Raw genomic sequence first — 18,892 nt, 5'->3', positions numbered from 1 at the left:
GACGTTTATTAATTACATCTCAGGCAGTATTGAATAATTTGTATAAACAGACTCATGTTTTACATAATAAAAAAAGATAGAAAGCTTTTCCTTTCTATCTTTTTTATAATAAGACTATTTTAAAGAATTATCCTTTTACTTCTTTTTTAGCTGCTTTTTTAACTTCACCTTTAGCATCTTTACATGCTTTTTTGCAATCTTTCTGGCATTCTTTTGAACAAGCTTTAGCATCTTTGCTAGCTACTTTTGCGTCTTTGCAAGCTTCTTTACATGCAGCTTTGCATTCTTTTTTTCCAGCTTTTGCCATTTTAGCAGCATCTTTACAACATGCCTTTGCGTCTTTGCATTCAGCCTTAGCATCTTTACATTCTGCTTTTGCTTCTTTACAACATTCTTTAGCTTTGTCTTTTTGTACTGTAGCAGTCTTCTCAGCTTTTTCTACTTTTTTTGATACTGTTTGTGCGTTTGCAGTGAAGCTAACAGCTGCAATGAATGCAGCAAATAAAATAATTTTTTTCATATCCGTTGTTTTTAATTTAGTTATCAGCCTGATTTCTCACTTTGTCTAAAAGTGTTTGTTTAATGCAGACTTCAGAGTGTGAAAATACAAAATAAATTGAAATAGTAAATAGTAATGCTCAAAAAATAGAAGAGTTTTTTTTGTAAATTATGATTTGTTAAATTATATTCTTTCAATTTTGAATATTTGTTAATTGAATTAATTGCTGTCTTAATAGAAGCATAAATGTAATTGTTGTTTAAGGATGGATGAAACAACAACGGGCAGAAAAGAACAAACTTTTCTGCCCGTTGATTGAAACTATTTTTAAATAAAGATTATTTCTTCATATCTTTCTTCATTTCTTTCTTTGCGTCCATAGCTTCTTTCTTTCCTTCTTTTGCTTTAGTCTTTACAACTTCTTTTGTTCCTTTACACTCTTTTTTGCATTTTGCTACAGCTTCATCATACTGAGCTTTAGTAATCTTTCCCTCTTTCAAATCTTTGTCATATTTGGCAAGAGCAGCTTTATACTTAGCTTCAGTATCAATTTTCTCAAATTTAGTAGTTGTTTTAGACTTCATGTCCTTAACAGTAGCTTGTGCTTTTGTTGCTTTTTCTTTCTTAACAGAAGCAGCTTTCTCTGTTTTCTCAACTTTTTTATTTACTGTTTGAGCGTTTGCTGCGCCGAAACTTGCTGCAAATATGAATGCAGCCAATAGAACTAATTTTTTCATATAATCCTCCTTTAATAGTTAAACCTATTAATAACATATAAAGGGGCAAAAATGTTTAAGAGTTTAGCAAAAATTATTCTGCGCTGTACTTGTCTTTTTCAAATCTCACAAACTGAAGGTTTTTCTTTAGCTTGTTATCTGCCCTGAAACAAATTTTCTGTGCCCTTACCTTTGATGGGGTACACTCTTCCGGAGTATCATAACCATCACTGGTAGCAGAAAGAGTGAAGATGCCCAGGTTGTCGAGATAAACACTGTCGCCATTGTGCAGATGTTCTTCCATTAAATCAACTAATCCCGACAAGGTTGACAGAATATCTCCTTTTGACAGGGAGCAACGATGTGATAGCTCTTCGGCCAAATTGGCAATATGTACCTTTTCATTGCGGATTGGAACTGCGTAGTATTTTGTTGTTTTATCTTTCAGTGCGGAACGTTTTGTTTTTACTCTATATCTGAATGCCATTATTATTAGTGATTATTTTATTTATACTAGGGATGTTTTTCGTTTGATGTATATCAAACACTATCTTTGATGTACATCAAACGTATGCTTAGATGTATATCATAATACTGCTTTGATGTATATCAAACGAAATACAATATTACGGCTATTTAATGAAGTCCGCAAACATATTTGATAAAATATTTAGCAATATTGGAAAAGAATAATCAGCAAACTCGCTTTATCTTTGCATTATCAATTAAAACAAAGAAGTATGGAAATAAAATCGTCAACACGGGAAGAATATTTGAAAAGAGTGAATGTAGTAGTAGATTATATCAATAACCACCTCGACGAGGAACTCGATTTGCAAAAGCTGGCTGAGATGTCAAACCTGTCAACTTATCATTTTCATCGCATTATGAAAGCTTTTCTAGGCGAAACACTCGGAGCGTACATAATAAGAGTAAGATTGGAAACCGCAGTCCGTTTGCTTCGGTATACCGATCTTCCCGTGGAGCAAATAGCCTATAGTGTGGGGTATGAGATGCCTTCTTCTTTATCGAAATCGTTCAAACAATTTTATGATATAACTCCATTAGAATACCGTAACAATAAAAACTTTGTAATTATGAAACCTGTACAATTAAATCCGGATTTGAATCTGAAATCGCCTAAGGTGATAGATATTGAAACTAAGAAAGCAATTTATATCCGTTTAACCGGAGCATATTCCGAACTCGACTTTTGTGGGGCATGGGGCAAACTTTGGGCGTATGTGAAAGAGAATAAACTTTTCTCGGCAGGCATTGAGCACATCAGCATTTATCATGATGATCCTAAGGTTACTAACTCTGAAAAGCTTCGCACTGACGTGTGTCTTGTACTTCCAAAACCGGCAGAACCAAAAGGTGAAATAGGAGTGAAAGAGATTGCCGGAGGTAAGTATGCTGTTTTCTCGTATCAAGGTCCTTATACAAACCTCGGGATTGTGTATGATACTATCTTCGCAAAATGGCTTCCCGATAGTGGATACGAACTTCGTAACGCTCCGTTGTATGAGAAATATATCAATGATCCTTCACGCACGGAAGAAGCCAAACTGAAGACGGAGATTTATATTCCGTTGCAGTAAAGGTTTGCAATCGAAATAAACCGAATAACCCGGACAAAACAGTTTTATATTGTTTTGTCCGGGTTTTTAATTTTAGATAATAGCCCTTGATTTTTGTAGTTTTTTTCCTGAAATGGTGAGGGATGACTGTATTTGGTGATGGATAACCAGCATTTGGTGAGGGTTGATATTGCATCCCTCACCTCTGAAAAGGCTTATCTATAAATGGTTTTAGTGAAAATGGTGAGGGTAGTGAGGGTTTATTTTGATTTTTTGGTTCTTCGTCACTTTAGGTGCAAGCAAACAGTTTCAAATGCTTATCCAATCAAGATTCTACATGCTTTTTGATAAGCCATTTATTGAATCTGATAAAAAGACTGCAAAAAACCAGAAATAAAAGGCTTAATATAATATCTTGCACCTAAAGTGACGAAGAACCGATTTTTTAGAAGAAAAGTATTAATGTCTTAATGCTGCAATATAATACAGCAATGGCTAAACGATATGTGTCTTTCTTTTATATTCAGATCATTTAATAAATCTGCATTTTTGAGTAGTATATTTCCCTATACGAACCTTTATCTTTGCAATATTAAAAATGTAAATGATAGAGTATGAATAAATTAGTTACCGATCAAGATACTGACATTGTATTCTTTTCTCCTTGGATAAAAAGATTTAAATGTTATAAAACTATTGATAAAGTATTAAGGTTTTTTGAAATACAACATGAATTTCTCTGTTCAACGAAAGATTATTGGGCTAGAGATTATATGCCAATACAAATTAATGATAATTATTTAGTGCAATATTGTTATAATCCAGATTATTTACGTGAAAAGAAAGAATATATTACAGATCCGACCCAATGTTGCTCAAGACTACGACAAACTCCTACATTAACAGATGTTATTATTGATGGTGGTAATGTAATTAAATGTCATGATTCGGTTATTATGACTGATAAAGTCTTTAAAGAAAACAGTAAAAACTATTCTCGAATAGATTTACTTAACAAATTGGAGGAGCTTTTTAAGGCTGAACTTATTGTAATACCATGGGATAAGGCTGAATCATTTGGGCATGCTGATGGAATGGTTAGATATATAAGAGAGAATCAGTTACTCTTGACAAACTATCAGGATTTTGATAACCTGTTGAGAAAGAAAATACTGAAATCTTTAGGCTCTAAATTTGAAATAATTGAGCTTCATTATGATGTTAGTAAGCCTTCTGAAAATAACTGGGCTTACATAAACTATCTACGTACCAAAGATATTATATTGCTTCCCTGGTTAGGGATCGAAGAGGATAATCAGGCAATAAAACAATTTGAAACGCTTTTTCCGGAATATAAGGGACGTATTGTTCCAATTGATGCTCGAAGTTTAATAAAACTAGGTGGTGCATTGAATTGCATCTCCTGGAATGTGAAATCTAATCAGGGCTTTCGTGATTATTGCTCTGCTGTGCAAAGATTTAAATCGGTTAGCTCTTGCATAAAATTAACTGATAACATAAATAAAGAGGGAAAACAATGGAATTAATTATAGGCTTTATAATTTTATTTTGGGTAGGAATGAAATTGCAGCGTTGGGTTAGCGGTAGTAGTAAAATTGCAAGAAACCAAAAGAAAATATTGGAAGAACTTAAAAAACAAAATAAAAAGGGAAATAGATAATCAGTCTATCTAATATTTTATTACATTTGTTATACTAATTTTAAAACAAGATTATCATGAATAACGTAGATGAATTAAAAGAAATGCTTATTATTAAAAGTGATGTAGATGTAGAAGCTAGATTTAAACAGATTGCTAATGCATTATTTCAGAACTATCATATTGAAAAAGGAACTGATATATATGATTTTTTAGAAATAGAGTTTTATTATTAGTATTCACCTGTAAGAAGTTACTAATGACAAAAAAGAAATTGCCCGTTCGTTTTACGGGTCAGCACTTTACTATTGATAAAGTGCTAATAAAAGATGCAATAAGACAAGCAAATATAAGTAATCAGGATACGGTTTTAGATATTGGGGCAGGCAAGGGGTTTCTTACTGTTCATTTATTAAAAATCGCCAACAATGTTGTTGCTATTGAAAACGACACAGCTTTGGTTGAACATTTACGAAAATTATTTTCTGATGCCCGAAATGTTCAAGTTGTCGGTTGTGATTTTAGGAATTTTGCAGTTCCGAAATTTCCTTTCAAAGTGGTGTCAAATATTCCTTATGGCATTACTTCCGATATTTTCAAAATCCTGATGTTTGAGAGTCTTGGAAATTTTCTGGGAGGTTCCATTGTCCTTCAGTTAGAACCTACACAAAAGTTATTTTCGAGGAAGCTTTACAATCCATATACCGTTTTCTATCATACTTTTTTTGATTTGAAACTTGTCTATGAGGTAGGTCCTGAAAGTTTCTTTCCACCGCCAACTGTCAAATCAGCCCTGTTAAACATTAAAAGAAAACAGTTATTTTTTGATTTTAAGTTTAAAGCCAAATACTTAGCATTTATTTCCTGTCTGTTAGAGAAACCTGATTTATCTGTAAAAACAGCTTTAAAGTCGATTTTCAGGAAAAGTCAGGTCAGGTCAATTTCGGAAAAATTCGGTTTAAACCTTAATGCTCAAATTGTTTGTTTGTCTCCAAGTCAATGGGTAAACTGTTTTTTGGAAATGCTGGAAGTTGTCCCTGAAAAATTTCATCCTTCGTAGTTCAAAGTCGGGTGGTTGTCAAGATGATTTTTCTGGTTTGGTGTCGTCTTTTAAGCTGCCGCATAACGAAAAATGGTAGCCGTAGTTGCCGGATTTACAGCACTTTCGTATCAATTTAGCACTTCGGTTCGTTAAAAGCACCAAAGTATCAAGTTGGCACGAAAGCCGGCAATTATCGGCTACCATATGTTAGTGGCATTTATCATTTCATTATATTCATTTGCTTTAACGCATTTTTTGTTACATTAATTCTCGATGAAATAAAATCATCAACATTCAATCCGTCTGTCGGAATTACATTTGTTGCAAAAAAATAAACATTAGATTTTGTTTCAACATAACCAACAAACCAACCATTATATTTTTCTTCTATCGAACTTAATCCAGTCTTACCGCTTAAAATGTAATTTTCAGTTCGCTCAATTTCCATAATATTTTTGACAATCTTTATTGTCCTATCAGAAATTGGAAATTTTGAAAAATAGAATTTCCTTAAAAAGTCGATTTGTTGTTTTTGAGATATTTTTGAATTTCCTTCAAGCCAAAAATTGTCAATCGTTAAACTGTCAAAAATCATATTTTTATACTCAAATTTTTCTAAATATTCTTTCATTTTAATTGTTCCGATTTTCCTTGCAATTTCCTGATAGCAAGGAACACAGGAAATTCTAAAAGCATCTTTAAATGATAAATCTTTTTCCCAAATATCCATTTTTCTCTGCTCGCCATTCCATTTTAAAATAGTTGTATCATTTTCAATAATGCCTAATTCAACAGCAATTATAGAATTTGGAATTTTGAATGTTGATGCAGGTAATTTTCCGTTTTTAGCCCAATCAAAGTCATTTGAGTAAAAAGTATTCTTGTCGTTATCATAAATTAGAATTGAACCATTTACTTGAAAACTATCTAAAATTTTGTCAAAATCAGAAATTTCTGTTTCAATTATGTTTTTATTCGTTGTTGTGTTACAGCAAACAAATAAAAATATCATTGAAATAAAAACTACAAATAAAATATTTTTCATTTATTGTCTAATTATCGTTTGTTTTTGTTGCCACTAACGGGAAACGCATTGGCGAAGTGGCGGATAAATTGGACAAAAAGTTCAATTTAGCAGTGACGTAGCCGATGTGTTTCCACAGAAGCTAAATTATTAAAAAAAGCTGAATGTGGAACACATTCGGCGGAATAAAATGCACAAAAGTTGAGTTTGGCACTTAACCCGCCATTTTGCCAATGCGATGTTATATGCCGTATTTTTTGATAAGATAATTTAAGTCAGCTTCGTTTAAAATTCTAATGTTTGCTTTTTTTGATTGGTTTAAGTCGTTTATTTTTTGGATTTTTGACCAACCACAATCTTCACCTGCAAAAACAAAATCTACTTTACCTGTTATTCCTGATTTTATTTGTCCACCAATTTTCATTAGAAAAGTTTTTATTTCTTCTCTTTCTATTGAAAAGTTGCCCGTAATAACTATTCCTTTTCCTATTAAATCAATGTTTTCAAGTTCGTTTTGAGTTATTTGATAATTTGATAAATGCTCTTCATTTTCTTCTAAAACATCTTCACTTGGTTGATTGAAATAATTATTATTTGTTTTAGGCTGGTCATCAATTTTTCTTATTAGTTCTTGATAACTTGGATACTTGTCAGTCAATTCGCCAAATATTAAAGCACAAAGTTTTGCATCGAATTCTGGGTCGTGATGATTTGTTACTTCTAAGTCCAAACTCTCTGCTAAATCTTTTATTTTTTTAGGCATCCCAAGTTTATCTGCAAATAACATTGTGTCAATATAACTTATGACATATGGTTTTAAATTATAATGTTCATATAGATTTTTCTGATTATCCGTTTATGCACCTGTTATATTCGCAATTACTAGTCTGTCAAAGAGTTTGTCTCCAAAATACCGTCTGTTTAATTTGTAAATAAACTCGTTGAGATACAACTGTAAGTATTTCCTTTTGATTTTATGGTAGTTGCCCAGCAATGTCCGTTTTGCATTACTGATTGCGATATGCACCCATTTGAGTGTTTCCTTGGTGGTTTTGGCGTCTGATTTCTCGGTGACGTGCAATTCCACCAGATCGGAGATGTCAACGTAAGAAGTGCTTTTGTCCGAAAATACGATGGCATCATCCTCCATGCAGTCCCTGACCACGCCGTTGATTCCTTCACTTTGATGGCTATCCAGTACCCTGGCCTTGAAATAACGCACATGCTTCTCCTTTTTGCCCGTTTCGATATCTTCCAACGGGGTGCTTTCGGCCATCACCGCAACGTTCTGCTTTCCCTCGGCTCCCCGGCCACGTGTACCCTTGCCTCGCTCGATTTCCTTACTGGCCACCGAAAAGTTAACGAATTCTTGCGGTTTCTTTCAGCGCCGCCAATACCGCCAGCCCGTCGCGCAAGGGGCGCGGCTCGTGTGTGCGGATGAAGTCAGCTCCACCTGCGGCGGCGGCAAGCTCTGCAGCGAGTGTCGCGGCCCCGACATCCCCCGGACCACGGCCTGTGAGCGCGCGCAGAAAGGATTTGCGCGAAACAGACAGAAGCACCGGCAAATCGAAGCGCAGCCGCAATTCATCGAACCGCGCCAGCACCGAGAGCGAGGTTTCGGGAGCAGCCCCCAGAAAAAACCCCATGCCGGGATCAAGGACAAGGCGGTTGCGTTTGATACCGGCACCCGTCAGCGCCGCGATGCGCGCGTCAAAGAACGCCGCAATGTGATCCATGATGTCGCCAGCGGGTGCCTCGCGCCGATCTGCCTGCCCGTCTTGCACCGAATGCATAACGACGAGTTTGGCAGATGATTTCGCCAATTGCGGATAGAACGCAGCGTCTGGAAAACCGCGAATATCATTGAGATAGGCCACACCACGCGACAAGGCATAGGCTTGCGTCGCGGGTTGATAACTGTCGAGCGAGACGGGAATGCCATCTGCCTTGAGCGCGTCCAGCACCGGCGCGATACGCGCGATTTCTGTGTCGGACGAAACAGGCGCGGCGTCGGGATTGCTGGATGCCGGACCGAGGTCGATCACATCTGCCCCCTCGGCCATCAGCTTACGCGCCTGCGCAATGGCTGCGTCTGGCGCCAGATACCGGCCTCCATCGGAGAAACTGTCCGAGGTTATGTTGACGATGCCGAAAATGATGAGCGATTTATTCATGGGGGCTTCTATAATAATACCTAAAATCCGCAGGTAGTTAATTAGGATGTTTAAAGATTCTGATTATCCGTTTATGCACCTGTTATATTCGCAATTACTAGTCTGTCAAAGAGTTTGTCTCCAAAATACCGTCTGTTTAATTTGTAAATAAACTCGTTGAGATACAACTGTAAGTATTTCCTTTTGATTTTATGGTAGTTGCCCAGCAATGTCCGTTTTGCATTACTGATTGCGATATGCACCCATTTGAGTGTTTCCTTGGTGGTTTTGGCGTCTGATTTCTCGGTGACGTGCAATTCCACCAGATCGGAGATGTCAACGTAAGAAGTGCTTTTGTCCGAAAATACGATGGCATCATCCTCCATGCAGTCCCTGACCACGCCGTTGATTCCTTCACTTTGATGGCTATCCAGTACCCTGGCCTTGAAATAACGCACATGCTTCTCCTTTTTGCCCGTTTCGATATCTTCCAACGGGGTGCTTTCGGCCATCACCGCAACGTTCTGCTTTCCCTCGGCTCCCCGGCCACGTGTACCCTTGCCTCGCTCGATTTCCTTACTGGCCACCGAAAAGTAACCCTCATCCAGTTCTATCATCCCTTCCAGTGTATACCTTGCATCCCGGTTGCCCATCGCCCTGCGGAGTTTGTGTACCATCGCCCATACCGGTTCGTAACGCTTCAATCCTAATTGCTTCTGGAGTTCGTTGGTGGAGAATCCCTTTTTTGTGCAACTCATCAGGAACATCGTTTTGTACCACACCAGAAACGGCAGCTTGGAGCTCTCCATGATCGTACCGCTGCGCAACGAGGTGCGGAAACGGCAACCTTTGCATTCATAACTCCATTTACCCTGTAACCAATAATGGGAAGTGCCCCCGCATCGCTTGCAGACAACCCCTTCCTTATCACGCTGCTCCTTGAAATGCAAACGACAATCTTCCTCCGAACCGAAATGAGCCGTAAAACTGAATATGTTCATAATCCCTGCTTTTTGAGCGCTAATATACTAAAAATATTAGGTGTGTTTGCGGAGAATCAGATTATTATTTAAATGAACAGCATCCTGATATTGTTACTTATCATCGTACTATTGACGCTGGCAAGTGGTTCTTGCATGCTAGCGGCATAGATATTTCATTTCAAAGTAAAGTGGAAACAGATGAAAAAGGTAAAATAGATTATGATAATAGCTTTTTTGGAGGAATTCTTATTCGTAGTTTATCTAAGAGAACAGCAAATGATACATCACGTGTAATAGGTGGGCCTCGTAAATGTCTTTATGAATTATTCAACGATATTGATGTTTTCAATCCACATTCGAATGATTTTCCTAAGCTAGTGTATAATCAAAAGGTTGATGTAAATCCTGAATTGCCAGTTCAAAGACAAATTCCAAGTTTGGATACAAAGAAAGAATCGTTTAAAATGGATAATCAGGAATATGAATGTCTTATAAAGAATTATTGTTATTTCGTTAGAGCAAATGGGTTTGAGAATTTAAAAAAGAAAGATTATTCAGGAACTTTTCCTTGGAATAGGAAAAGAATTTAGTTAATGAAAAGTCTCTCTAAATCAATACTATTAGGCACATCTATAGGCGATGCTTTAGGTGTGCCTGTTGAATTTCTTTCAAGAGAAGAGTTAGATAGAAATCCGGTTAATGATATGCGAGGTTATGGTACTCACAATCAACCAGCCGGAACTTGGTCGGATGATACTTCTTTGTCTTTATGCTTAGCAGATTCATTGTGTAACGGATATAATCTGCAAGATATAGCCGATAAGTTTGTTCAATGGATGGATAATGGTTTATGGACACCTTATGGTTCTGTTTTCGATATCGGAATAGCTACTTCTTGTGCAATCTGTAATATAAAGAAAGGCATTCCTCCTGGAATGGCAGGGTTGAATGGAGAATATGATAATGGAAATGGTTCGCTTATGAGAATTCTACCATTGTTGATACACATTCATTCTTTATCACTGAAAGAACGAATTCAAAAGATCGAAGAAGTATCATCTATTACACACAGGCATCCCAGAAGTATATTGGCTTGCATTATTTTTATGGAGTTTGCCAGAAATCTGCTAACGCATTCAATTGAAGATTCATTTATACTTATGCAAAAAGATGTATGTTCACTTATCGAACAAGTTACATCTTTAAAAGAAGAAAGTCTCCACTTTAACAGAATACTTCTTTCTTCTTTTAAAGACTATAAGAGTATTCCTAGAACGGAGATTTATTCATCGGGATATGTTGTACATACATTGGAAGCAAGTTTATGGTGCATAGCTAATTCTTTAAACTTTAAGAATGCTGTGTTGGCCGCTGTTAATTTAGGTAATGATACAGATACTACAGGTGCAGTAACAGGAGGATTAGCAGCAATTATTTATGGATACGAAAGTATTCCTCAAGAATGGCTTAACAGGCTGGCTCGTAAAGATGATCTTATTTGTCTTGCCGAACGATTGGAAGCAGGACTTCAGTAAGCAATTCATTCTCTGTTGTCTCAACTGGGCTATTCAAGTAATGTTCAAGAATTAAACCTTCTCCTAATATATATTGTGGAGGAAGGTTGTTTAGAATGGCATTGTAGAATGAATCAAGCAAAGAATAACTTCCTTTATGCGTATAAACTGCATATTGTCCGGCTGAGATGATCATGCTCTTTATACGACTATTCAATTTTAGCTTTATCTCAGAACAAATAGTCATGCATGCATAAAAACGGCACTAATCGTGAGGTGTTATTTGAGGACTATCGTAACATATTCCCCAGTATTCTATATTGTCAGGTAATAAATCATGTTCAGTTGCATAGTCATATAAAATATCCCAGCTTTCTTTTTCAAATTTATCTTCTGAGAATGTATCATAACTGCCGATGAAAGGAATAAACAATACAGGCTTATCGATTATATTTATAATTGAGTAAAATGTTTTAAATGGATATTTGGCTAAAGGTTTTACCTTTTCAAGTGTAAAATTCCTCTTTTGAAGTTGTAAGGGAGTTAGATTAAACAACTTTTTAAATGCATTATAAAAAGCTGCAACATTAGCAAAACCTATATATTCCGAGACTTCAACATGAGTTAATGCTTTATTTCCTAAAAGATATAAAGCAAATTCCAGACGTAAACGGTTTATATACTGATGGATGCTTTCTTGAGTGTAAGCTCTGAATATAAGATGTAAATTGCGAGATGATATTGCGGAAATATCTGATAAGGTATCTATACTTAACTTCTTGTTAAACTCATTTAATGGTTCAGATGACCAATTATGCTGTACCATCGTGTTGATATAATGCAGTACAGCATCTATTTGGGCTTGATAGATCTTATATCTTTTCATTTACTCCATATTTCGTTATTTACAAAGGTAACAAAAGGATGTTGTTATAAAAAATCTGATCAAAAATAATAGTCTTTATCTCAGATAGAATTTTATTTTTGATCGAACTAAATTCAATCTCAAAAGTAATATTTCGAAAACTCCTTCGAAAAAGTGTGCTCAAAGTGCAAAAACTCCTTCGAAAAAATGTATATTTGCACAGAAAGTCCTTCGACTTTTTGTAATGACATAATATAGGAGGAAGTAATTATGAGAAGAAAGTTGCTTGAACAGCTTAAAGAATGGAAGATAAAAGGGAATCGTAAACCGCTTGTAATCCGTGGAGCCAGACAAGTTGGTAAAACCTGGCTGATGAAAGAGTTTGCTCGTACTGAATATGAAAAATGTGCATACATAAACTTTGAGAGTGATTTGCAATTAAAATCTCTTTTTCTTCAGGACTTTGATATTAACCGTATTTTACTTTCTATTCAGGTTGCTACTGGAGTAAAACCTGAACCCGGTAATACTCTTATTATTTTTGATGAAATTCAAGAAGCGGAAAGAGCTATATCTTCTTTAAAATATTTTTGTGAAAATGCACCGGAATATCATATTGTAGCTGCCGGTTCATTACTTGGCATCGCTTTACATCAAAATACTTCTTTCCCGGTTGGTAAAGTTGAATTTCTGGATCTTTATCCGTTAACATTTACAGAATTCCTGCAGGCTATGGGAGAGGATGCTTTGGTTGATTTGCAACAACAAAAGCAATGGGATCTTATAACTGTTTTTAAAACAAAATATATTCAGCTTCTACGTCAGTATTATTATGTGGGAGGTATGCCCGAAGTAGTAGTAAGATATTCTCAGAATCGTGATTTGAATGAGGTTAGACAGATACAGCAACAAATTCTTGATTCCTATGAACAGGATTTTTCAAAACATGCTCCTGCAGATGTTGTTCCAAGAATAAGGATGGTATGGAATTCTATTCCTTCTCAATTGGCTAGAGAGAATAAGAAGTTTGTTTATGGTTTAGTAAAACAGGGTGCCAGAGCAAAAGACTTTGAGTTGGCATTGGCTTGGTTAATGGATTGTGGACTGGTTCATAAAATATCCAGAGTATCAAAGCCTGCGTTACCCTTAAAAGCGTATGAGGATTTTGGAGCATTTAAATTGTTTATTCTTGATACAGGTCTTCTTGCTGCAATGGTTAATCTGGATGTTAAAACATTGCTTGATGGCAATGAATTGTTCGAAGAGTTTAAAGGGGCTTTATCAGAACAATATGTATTACAACAATTGGTAGCCGATAAACGTGTTTCTTTATATTATTGGTCTGCAGAAAAATCAACAGCCGAGATTGATTTTTTAATTCAATATCGTGATAGGGTAATTCCTATAGAAGTAAAAGCTGAAGAGAACTTGCAAGCCAAGAGTCTTCGTTCTTTTGTTCAGAAATATCTGCCAAAGATAGCTATCCGTTCTTCTATGTCTGATTTCCGTGAAGAAGAGTGGCTCACTAATTTTCCTCTGTATTCTGTATGCGAGCTGACTACTTATATTAAGGACAAACAAGTATAAACAAAGACCTTTATTTCAAAAATAACATTTCATTTTGTTACATATTCCAAAAAAGCACTAACTTTGTGCCATATTCTCATATAAGGGGTGCCTCAATATAACGGGCTGAGATTATACCCATAACCTGATCCGGGTAATGCCGGCGGAGGGAACGAAAGATAGAAAAGACCCCTTTTCTGTTTTATTTAACTAAAAATAGGTATGAAAAAGAAAGTACAGATGCTTGTCGGCTTAACACTGATTGGCTCATCGTCTTTTGCGCAGGTAAAGGATAGTCTGCGTTTGGTAAGACTGCAGGAAGTGCAGGTAGTAGGAACACGCGCAACGGCTAAGACTCCGGTTGCATTCTCAAATGTTAGTAAGGATCAAATTAAAAAGCAGAACTTCGGGCAGGATATTCCGTTCTTGCTTACTATGACTCCTTCGGTGGTAGCAACTTCCGATGCCGGAGCAGGAGTGGGATATACAGGTATACGAGTTCGTGGAACGGATGCTTCACGTATTAATGTTACTGCCAATGGCGTGCCTTTGAATGATGCCGAGTCTCACACGCTTTATTGGGTAGACATGCCCGATTTTGCTTCGTCTATTGAAGATCTTCAGATTCAACGCGGAGCTGGAACTTCGACTAATGGTGCGGGTGCTTTTGGCGCAAGTATTAATATGAAAACGGAATCTATTTCAGCATTGCCTTATGCCGAAATTAATGGTTCGTATGGATCATTTAATACGCACAAAGAAACATTTAAAGTTGGAACCGGATTACTGAAAAGCCGCTGGGCTTTCGATGCAAGATTATCTAATCTTGCTTCAGACGGATACATTGACCGTGCTTCTACAGATTTGAAATCTTTCTTTGCTCAGGCAGGTTATTATGGTGATAACGATATCTTTAAATTTATTGTTTTCGGCGGAAAGGAAAAAACTTATCATGCCTGGAATGGTAATGAAGACCTCGCTGGAAAAGGTCGTCGTTATAATCCTTGCGGTGAGATTGAGGATGCCGACGGAAATGTGATTGGTTTTTATAAGGATCAGACTGATAACTATATTCAGACTAATTATCAGATGCTTTACACTCATATTTTCTCACCAAAGTGGAATATGAACCTCACATTGCATTATACTGATGGAGAAGGATATTATCAGGAATATAAGAACAAAAGATCTTTGGAAGAATATGGACTTCAACCTTTTGTGTATTATGGTAAACTAATAGAAAAGAGTGATTTGGTTCGTCAGAAAAGAATGGATAATGGCTTTGGCGGAGGAGTATTCTCCTTTAATTATTCTTCCGGCCGTTTACAGGCTTCTTTAGGTGGAGCTGCCAACGAATACAAGGGGAATAATTACGGTAGAGTAATCTGGGTGAAGAATTATTTTAATAATGTTCTTGATCCCGATCATGAATATTATCGTAATAACTCTGATAAAACGGATGCTAATATTTATTTGAAAGCAAGCTATGAATTGCTTAAAGGATTAAGTGCTTACGGGGATTTGCAGTATCGATACATTCATTACACTATTGATGGTTTGAATGATAAGTGGGACTGGACTAAGACTCCCGGCGGTATGCAGACTTTGGCTGTAGACAATAATTATAATTTCTTTAATCCAAAGGCTGGTTTATTTTGGCAGATGAATAAAAACAGTTCTGCTTATGCTTCATTCTCTGTAGCTCATAAAGAACCTACCCGTAATAACTTTACGGATGCTAAGTTTGGCAAGACTCCTTCTTCGGAAAGATTGTTCGATTATGAAGCCGGATATACATATAATGATTCCCGCTTCCTTGTAGGTGTGAACTTCTACTACATGAAATATAAAGATCAGCTTATTCTTACCGGCCAGACAAATGATATTGGTGAGCCACTGGCTGATAATGTTCCTGATAGTTACCGTGTAGGTATGGAATATATGCTTGGTGCAAAGATTACTTCCTGGTTGAGATGGGATGGAAACGCAACTTTAAGTCAGAATAAGATTAATGATTATACTGAATATCTTGATAATTATGATGCAGACTGGAAGCCATTGTATACTCAAACATCTAACTATGTAGGAAAAACAACTATTGCTTATTCTCCAAGTGTAATAGCAAACAGTATGTTTACATTTACTTATAAAAATTGGGATGCAGCACTTCAATCAAGTTATGTAGGTAAACAATACCTGTCTAACTCTCAGCAAGAAGATTGTGTTCTCGATGCTTACTTTGTAAATAACCTCCGTTTAGGATATACATTCAGTCTGCCTGCATTTAAATCAATTCATTTAGGTCTGTCAATCAATAATCTGTTTAATGAGAAATATGAAAGTAACGGATATGGTTATAGCTCTTATGTGATTGATGCAGACGGAAGTAAAACACGTTATAACGGCGCCGGTTATTTTGCTCAGGCAGGAACAAACATTTTGGCTGGAATTACGTTGAAATTCTGATTAAAGAAAATATACTATAATGGATTATCTTGAAATTATAGGCACACTTATAGGCTTGCTTTATCTCTACTTAGAGTATAAAGCAAGTATCTATTTGTGGTTTGCCGGAGTTGTTATGCCGCTTGTGTACATATATGTATTTTATGCTGCGGGACTTTATGCAGATATGGGTATTAATATCTATTATTTACTGGCCGGTTTGTACGGACTGGTGATGTGGATGAAAAAGTCCGACCAAAAAGAAGGAGAGGAGCGACCTATTTCTTATACTCCGGTTAAATACTTCTTGCCGATAATTATTATCTTTGCCATACTTTTTGTTGGAATAGCTTTTATCCTGACTCGTTATACCGATAGTACAGTTCCTTATGCAGACTCATTTGTTACTGCTTTAAGCATTATTGGAATGTGGCTGCTGGCATATAAGTATATTGAGCAATGGTTGGTTTGGATTGTTGTGGATGTTGCTTGCTGTGCTTTGTATCTTTACAAAGGTCTGTATCCTACAACTATTCTCTACGGTTTGTACTCCGTGATAGCTGTATTTGGCTACTTCAAATGGAAAAAGATGATGTTATATAATGCTTTGAATGATGAAAAAATACCCATTACTGACAATCGCTAAGAATCCCTCTGCCATTATTCTGGCTAATGGAGATTTCCCGGTTCATCCACTACCTATAGCTCTTTTGACTAATACAGAATATGTGGTTTGCTGCGATGGAGCTACCGATGAGTTTGTCAGTAAAGGAAGAATTCCCGTTGCTATAGTTGGCGACGGAGATTCTCTTTCAAAGTTAAATAAAAAGCAGTTTGCGCATATTCTTCACTCTATTCCAGATCAGGAAACAAACGATTTGACCAAAGCATTTAATTACTGCCTGCAACAAAATAAAATGGACTTGCTTATTCTTGGTGCAACAGGAAAAAGAGAAGACCATACATTAGGAAACATTAGTCTGCTGGCCGATTATATGGATCAGGCAGATGTAGAAATGGTAACCGATTATGGTGTATTTACTCCTATATCAGAAGACAGTGAATTTGAAAGTTATCTGGGCCAGCAAGTCTCTATTTTTAATCTTTCTGATGCCGATATGTCTCAGGAAGGACTTCAGTATACTCTTCCTCCTTTAAAACAATGGTGGCAAGGAACTCTTAATGCTTCCTTATCCGACCGCTTTATAATCCATACCTCAGGTAAGGCTATTATCTTCAGAGCCTACTAATCTTAATATATTCCATTTTTACTGATAAAAAGCATCCGTTCATTGATTGCTTTTTGATGGTTTGTCGTATTGTAATACATTCGTAATGAGAAAAGTATTATGATTAGACTAATTCTATCAAAAAAACATTTAAATAGATGCGTTCAGAAGTTATACAGTTATTAAACGAAATGCCTCCCATCTCTCTGGAAGAAATGGATGCTGTTCGATTAATGAATAGGATTGATACTAAGTTTATTATTCCTACAGAGCGTTTTGAACCTTTTCTTAAAAAGATAAAGGATGAATATTTCGTTCAGGATATTAATGGCAAACGAGTTAATAATTACCACACAACTTATTTGGATACTCCTGCAGATGATATGTTCATTGCTCATCAAAACGGGAAGACCGACAGAGAAAAAATAAGGATAAGAGAATATGTAGATTCAAGTCTGACTTTTCTGGAGGTGAAGCATAAAAACAATAAAGGCCAAACACGAAAGGTCAGGACCGGCATTAAGAACAAAGACCATTTTAGAATTAAAAAGAATGCAGAGTTTCTACATTCTCATTCCAGATATGAACTGGATAACCTGTTTCCTGTACTCGAAAATAACTTTTATCGAATAACATTAGTCAATCGCTGTAAAACAGAACGTTTGACGTTAGATTGTGACATCAACTTCCTGAATCTGGAAACAAGAAAAGAAGAGGCAATTTCTGATTTTGTAATTGTTGAAGTTAAGCAAGAAGGAGAGTCTTATTCTCCTGTAAGAGAAATAATGAATAGAGACAGAATCAGGCAGGTTAGTATTAGTAAATATTGCCTTGGAGCAGTTCTTACCAATCCGTCTTTGAAATATAATCGATTCAAAAGCAAATTAATACAAATAAATAAATTAACTAATAAATCTTATGGATACACTTTCTGAATGGATGAGCAATATTGATCTTCTGGGAACTCCATTACTTGATGCTAATGGTTTTGGACAGCTGATAATGCGCTTCCTTATTAATTTTGTTATAGTAACTTCTATTATTCATTTTTTCTATTATCCCAAAAGTAGAAGAAGAGATTACTATTTTACGTTTTCGCTGATTAATGTAAGTGTGTTTTTACTTATATTCTTGCTTAATAGTGTAAAAATTAAAATAGGTTTTGCTTTAGGTGTCTTTGCTATTTTTGGAATAATAAGGTACAGAACCGAATCGGTACCCATCAGAGAAATGACTTATCTTTTTTTAATTATTGCTGTGTCTGTTATCAATGCTGTTGCTGTTCAGATAAGCTATGCAGAATTACTTGCAACTAATATTTTGTTTGTTCTGATAACCTGGGCTTTGGAAAGTAGTCGATGGCTGAAACATACATCATGCAAACTCATATTGTATGATAAAATAAGCCTTATAACTCCCGACAAATATGATGAATTAATGGAAGATTTAAAGAAACGAACCGGGATTGATATTTTGAAGGTAGAAGTAGGGCATCTTGATTTTCTTCGTGATACGGCGTATCTAAAGATTTATTATGAGCCATTGCACGATGAAATTAATACTATAGACACTATGACGAGGCTTCCTAAAGACGACGAATAATATAAATATAGCAG

22 protein-coding genes and 1 pseudogene are annotated in these 18,892 nt (G+C 36.0%); 13 read left to right on the top strand and 10 right to left on the bottom strand.

From position 1 onward, the window contains the following. Window positions 1-127 precede the first annotated feature (127 nt). The 3 genes from BUC21_RS08645 to BUC21_RS08635 all read right to left on the bottom strand — a co-directional run bounded on the left by BUC21_RS08645 (window position 128) and on the right by BUC21_RS08635 (window position 1,702). Window positions 128-520 carry a hypothetical protein gene (locus BUC21_RS08645; protein WP_073401283.1) on the bottom strand — a complete coding sequence of 131 codons (393 nt, stop codon included), beginning with the start codon at window positions 518-520 and terminating at the stop codon, window positions 128-130. 317 nt (window positions 521-837) lie between these two features. After that, the gene (locus BUC21_RS08640) at window positions 838-1,236 is read right to left on the bottom strand and encodes a hypothetical protein (protein ID WP_073401281.1); all 399 of its coding nucleotides are present in this window, start codon (window positions 1,234-1,236) and stop codon (window positions 838-840) included. 73 nt (window positions 1,237-1,309) lie between these two features. Then, the gene (locus BUC21_RS08635; protein WP_073401279.1) at window positions 1,310-1,702 is read right to left on the bottom strand and encodes an HU family DNA-binding protein; all 393 of its coding nucleotides are present in this window, start codon (window positions 1,700-1,702) and stop codon (window positions 1,310-1,312) included. Window positions 1,703-1,955: 253 nt separating this feature from the next. On the opposite strand from BUC21_RS08635, the gene BUC21_RS08630 reads away from it, so the two are divergent. The 5 genes from BUC21_RS08630 (at window position 1,956) to erm(F) (ending at window position 5,515) form a co-directional block, all read left to right on the top strand. Then, the gene (locus BUC21_RS08630; RefSeq protein ID WP_073401277.1) at window positions 1,956-2,816 is read left to right on the top strand and encodes an AraC family transcriptional regulator; all 861 of its coding nucleotides are present in this window, start codon (window positions 1,956-1,958) and stop codon (window positions 2,814-2,816) included. 593 nt (window positions 2,817-3,409) lie between these two features. Then, a complete protein-coding gene (locus BUC21_RS08625; RefSeq protein WP_073401275.1) occupies window positions 3,410-4,342 on the top strand; it encodes an agmatine deiminase family protein in 933 nt (310 codons plus the stop codon). Beyond that, window positions 4,333-4,476 (top strand): hypothetical protein, encoded by a 144-nt coding sequence (locus tag BUC21_RS16470; RefSeq protein WP_175550505.1) that lies wholly within the window; start codon window positions 4,333-4,335, stop codon window positions 4,474-4,476. The genes BUC21_RS08625 and BUC21_RS16470 overlap by 10 nt, the downstream gene beginning before the upstream one ends. 56 nt (window positions 4,477-4,532) lie before the next feature. Next, window positions 4,533-4,691 (top strand): hypothetical protein, encoded by a 159-nt coding sequence (locus BUC21_RS16465; protein WP_175550506.1) that lies wholly within the window; start codon window positions 4,533-4,535, stop codon window positions 4,689-4,691. A 23-nt stretch (window positions 4,692-4,714) separates the two neighbouring features. Next, window positions 4,715-5,515, top strand: coding sequence for a 23S rRNA (adenine(2058)-N(6))-methyltransferase Erm(F) (gene erm(F), locus BUC21_RS08620; RefSeq protein WP_004295323.1), 801 nt, complete (start codon window positions 4,715-4,717; stop codon window positions 5,513-5,515). Between the two features lie 202 nt (window positions 5,516-5,717). Here erm(F) and BUC21_RS08615 read toward each other — a convergent pair whose 3' ends face one another. The 5 genes and pseudogenes from BUC21_RS08615 to BUC21_RS08595 all read right to left on the bottom strand — a co-directional run bounded on the left by BUC21_RS08615 (window position 5,718) and on the right by BUC21_RS08595 (window position 9,675). Beyond that, entirely contained in the window at window positions 5,718-6,542 is an 825-nt protein-coding gene (locus BUC21_RS08615; RefSeq protein WP_004295324.1) for a class D beta-lactamase OXA-347, read from the bottom strand. A gap of 220 nt (window positions 6,543-6,762) precedes the next feature. Then, window positions 6,763-7,308 carry a BRCT domain-containing protein gene (locus BUC21_RS08610; RefSeq protein WP_005807148.1) on the bottom strand — a complete coding sequence of 182 codons (546 nt, stop codon included), beginning with the start codon at window positions 7,306-7,308 and terminating at the stop codon, window positions 6,763-6,765. Between the two features lie 69 nt (window positions 7,309-7,377). Beyond that, window positions 7,378-7,878: pseudogene (locus BUC21_RS08605) on the bottom strand (IS1595-like element ISBbi1 family transposase); the annotation flags it as partial. 1 nt (window position 7,879) lies between these two features. Continuing rightward, window positions 7,880-8,695: a sulfonamide-resistant dihydropteroate synthase Sul2 gene (gene sul2, locus BUC21_RS08600; protein WP_001043260.1), complete on the bottom strand. Its 816-nt coding sequence runs from the start codon at window positions 8,693-8,695 to the stop codon at window positions 7,880-7,882. Between the two features lie 71 nt (window positions 8,696-8,766). Beyond that, window positions 8,767-9,675 (bottom strand): IS1595-like element ISBbi1 family transposase, encoded by a 909-nt coding sequence (locus tag BUC21_RS08595; protein WP_005807145.1) that lies wholly within the window; start codon window positions 9,673-9,675, stop codon window positions 8,767-8,769. A 170-nt stretch (window positions 9,676-9,845) separates the two neighbouring features. On the opposite strand from BUC21_RS08595, the gene BUC21_RS08590 reads away from it, so the two are divergent. Together BUC21_RS08590 and BUC21_RS08585 are read left to right on the top strand one after the other, a co-directional pair. After that, window positions 9,846-10,247, top strand: a complete 402-nt coding sequence (locus BUC21_RS08590; protein WP_073401273.1) for a hypothetical protein — start codon at window positions 9,846-9,848, stop codon at window positions 10,245-10,247. 3 nt (window positions 10,248-10,250) lie between these two features. Next, on the top strand, window positions 10,251-11,192 hold the full coding sequence (locus BUC21_RS08585) for an ADP-ribosylglycohydrolase family protein (RefSeq protein WP_073401271.1): 942 nt from the start codon (window positions 10,251-10,253) through the stop codon (window positions 11,190-11,192). On the opposite strand, the gene BUC21_RS16235 is transcribed toward BUC21_RS08585, so the two are convergent. Continuing rightward, window positions 11,152-11,388: a GyrI-like domain-containing protein gene (locus BUC21_RS16235; protein ID WP_245797082.1), complete on the bottom strand. Its 237-nt coding sequence runs from the start codon at window positions 11,386-11,388 to the stop codon at window positions 11,152-11,154. The genes BUC21_RS08585 and BUC21_RS16235 overlap by 41 nt on opposite strands. A gap of 48 nt (window positions 11,389-11,436) precedes the next feature. After that, window positions 11,437-12,057 (bottom strand): helix-turn-helix domain-containing protein, encoded by a 621-nt coding sequence (locus BUC21_RS08580; protein ID WP_083547653.1) that lies wholly within the window; start codon window positions 12,055-12,057, stop codon window positions 11,437-11,439. 249 nt (window positions 12,058-12,306) lie between these two features. Between BUC21_RS08580 and BUC21_RS08575 the strand changes: the two genes are divergently transcribed. The 6 genes from BUC21_RS08575 (at window position 12,307) to BUC21_RS08550 (ending at window position 18,878) form a co-directional block, all read left to right on the top strand. Further along, a complete protein-coding gene (locus BUC21_RS08575; RefSeq protein ID WP_073401269.1) occupies window positions 12,307-13,623 on the top strand; it encodes an ATP-binding protein in 1,317 nt (438 codons plus the stop codon). Window positions 13,624-13,824: 201 nt separating this feature from the next. Next, window positions 13,825-16,068, top strand: coding sequence for a TonB-dependent receptor (locus BUC21_RS08570; RefSeq protein WP_073401267.1), 2,244 nt, complete (start codon window positions 13,825-13,827; stop codon window positions 16,066-16,068). A gap of 19 nt (window positions 16,069-16,087) precedes the next feature. Continuing rightward, window positions 16,088-16,693, top strand: coding sequence for a nicotinamide riboside transporter PnuC (pnuC, locus tag BUC21_RS08565; RefSeq protein WP_073401265.1), 606 nt, complete (start codon window positions 16,088-16,090; stop codon window positions 16,691-16,693). Beyond that, entirely contained in the window at window positions 16,662-17,297 is a 636-nt protein-coding gene (locus BUC21_RS08560) for a thiamine diphosphokinase (RefSeq protein WP_073401263.1), read from the top strand. The genes pnuC and BUC21_RS08560 overlap by 32 nt, the downstream gene beginning before the upstream one ends. A 137-nt stretch (window positions 17,298-17,434) precedes the next feature. Then, window positions 17,435-18,211, top strand: coding sequence for a polyphosphate polymerase domain-containing protein (locus BUC21_RS08555; protein WP_073401261.1), 777 nt, complete (start codon window positions 17,435-17,437; stop codon window positions 18,209-18,211). After that, complete coding sequence (locus tag BUC21_RS08550; protein WP_073401259.1) at window positions 18,195-18,878, top strand: DUF4956 domain-containing protein; 684 nt, start codon at window positions 18,195-18,197, stop codon at window positions 18,876-18,878. The genes BUC21_RS08555 and BUC21_RS08550 overlap by 17 nt, the downstream gene beginning before the upstream one ends. Window positions 18,879-18,892 lie beyond the last annotated feature (14 nt).

Origin of the sequence: Bacteroides luti (assembly GCF_900128905.1) — a bacterium.
In the GTDB taxonomy this organism is placed as follows: Bacteria; Bacteroidota; Bacteroidia; order Bacteroidales; family Bacteroidaceae; genus Bacteroides; species Bacteroides luti.
This window is presented reverse-complemented; position numbering and strand designations above follow the sequence as displayed.

Coding starts and splice junctions, on each gene's coding strand:
- BUC21_RS16470 (WP_175550505.1), top strand. CDS start 4,333: ATGGAATTAATTATAGGCTTTATAATTTTATTTTGGGTAGGAATGAAA.
- BUC21_RS08550 (WP_073401259.1), top strand. CDS start 18,195: ATGGATACACTTTCTGAATGGATGAGCAATATTGATCTTCTGGGAACT.
- BUC21_RS08645 (WP_073401283.1), bottom strand. CDS start 520: ATGAAAAAAATTATTTTATTTGCTGCATTCATTGCAGCTGTTAGCTTC.
- BUC21_RS08615 (WP_004295324.1), bottom strand. CDS start 6,542: ATGAAAAATATTTTATTTGTAGTTTTTATTTCAATGATATTTTTATTT.
- BUC21_RS08625 (WP_073401275.1), top strand. CDS start 3,410: ATGAATAAATTAGTTACCGATCAAGATACTGACATTGTATTCTTTTCT.
- BUC21_RS16465 (WP_175550506.1), top strand. CDS start 4,533: ATGAATAACGTAGATGAATTAAAAGAAATGCTTATTATTAAAAGTGAT.
- BUC21_RS08585 (WP_073401271.1), top strand. CDS start 10,251: ATGAAAAGTCTCTCTAAATCAATACTATTAGGCACATCTATAGGCGAT.
- BUC21_RS08560 (WP_073401263.1), top strand. CDS start 16,662: ATGAAAAAATACCCATTACTGACAATCGCTAAGAATCCCTCTGCCATT.
- BUC21_RS08640 (WP_073401281.1), bottom strand. CDS start 1,236: ATGAAAAAATTAGTTCTATTGGCTGCATTCATATTTGCAGCAAGTTTC.
- BUC21_RS08635 (WP_073401279.1), bottom strand. CDS start 1,702: ATGGCATTCAGATATAGAGTAAAAACAAAACGTTCCGCACTGAAAGAT.
- pnuC (WP_073401265.1), top strand. CDS start 16,088: ATGGATTATCTTGAAATTATAGGCACACTTATAGGCTTGCTTTATCTC.
- BUC21_RS08630 (WP_073401277.1), top strand. CDS start 1,956: ATGGAAATAAAATCGTCAACACGGGAAGAATATTTGAAAAGAGTGAAT.
- BUC21_RS08555 (WP_073401261.1), top strand. CDS start 17,435: ATGCGTTCAGAAGTTATACAGTTATTAAACGAAATGCCTCCCATCTCT.
- sul2 (WP_001043260.1), bottom strand. CDS start 8,695: ATGAATAAATCGCTCATCATTTTCGGCATCGTCAACATAACCTCGGAC.
- BUC21_RS08610 (WP_005807148.1), bottom strand. CDS start 7,308: ATGTTATTTGCAGATAAACTTGGGATGCCTAAAAAAATAAAAGATTTA.
- BUC21_RS08580 (WP_083547653.1), bottom strand. CDS start 12,057: ATGAAAAGATATAAGATCTATCAAGCCCAAATAGATGCTGTACTGCAT.
- BUC21_RS08570 (WP_073401267.1), top strand. CDS start 13,825: ATGAAAAAGAAAGTACAGATGCTTGTCGGCTTAACACTGATTGGCTCA.
- BUC21_RS08595 (WP_005807145.1), bottom strand. CDS start 9,675: ATGAACATATTCAGTTTTACGGCTCATTTCGGTTCGGAGGAAGATTGT.
- BUC21_RS08575 (WP_073401269.1), top strand. CDS start 12,307: ATGAGAAGAAAGTTGCTTGAACAGCTTAAAGAATGGAAGATAAAAGGG.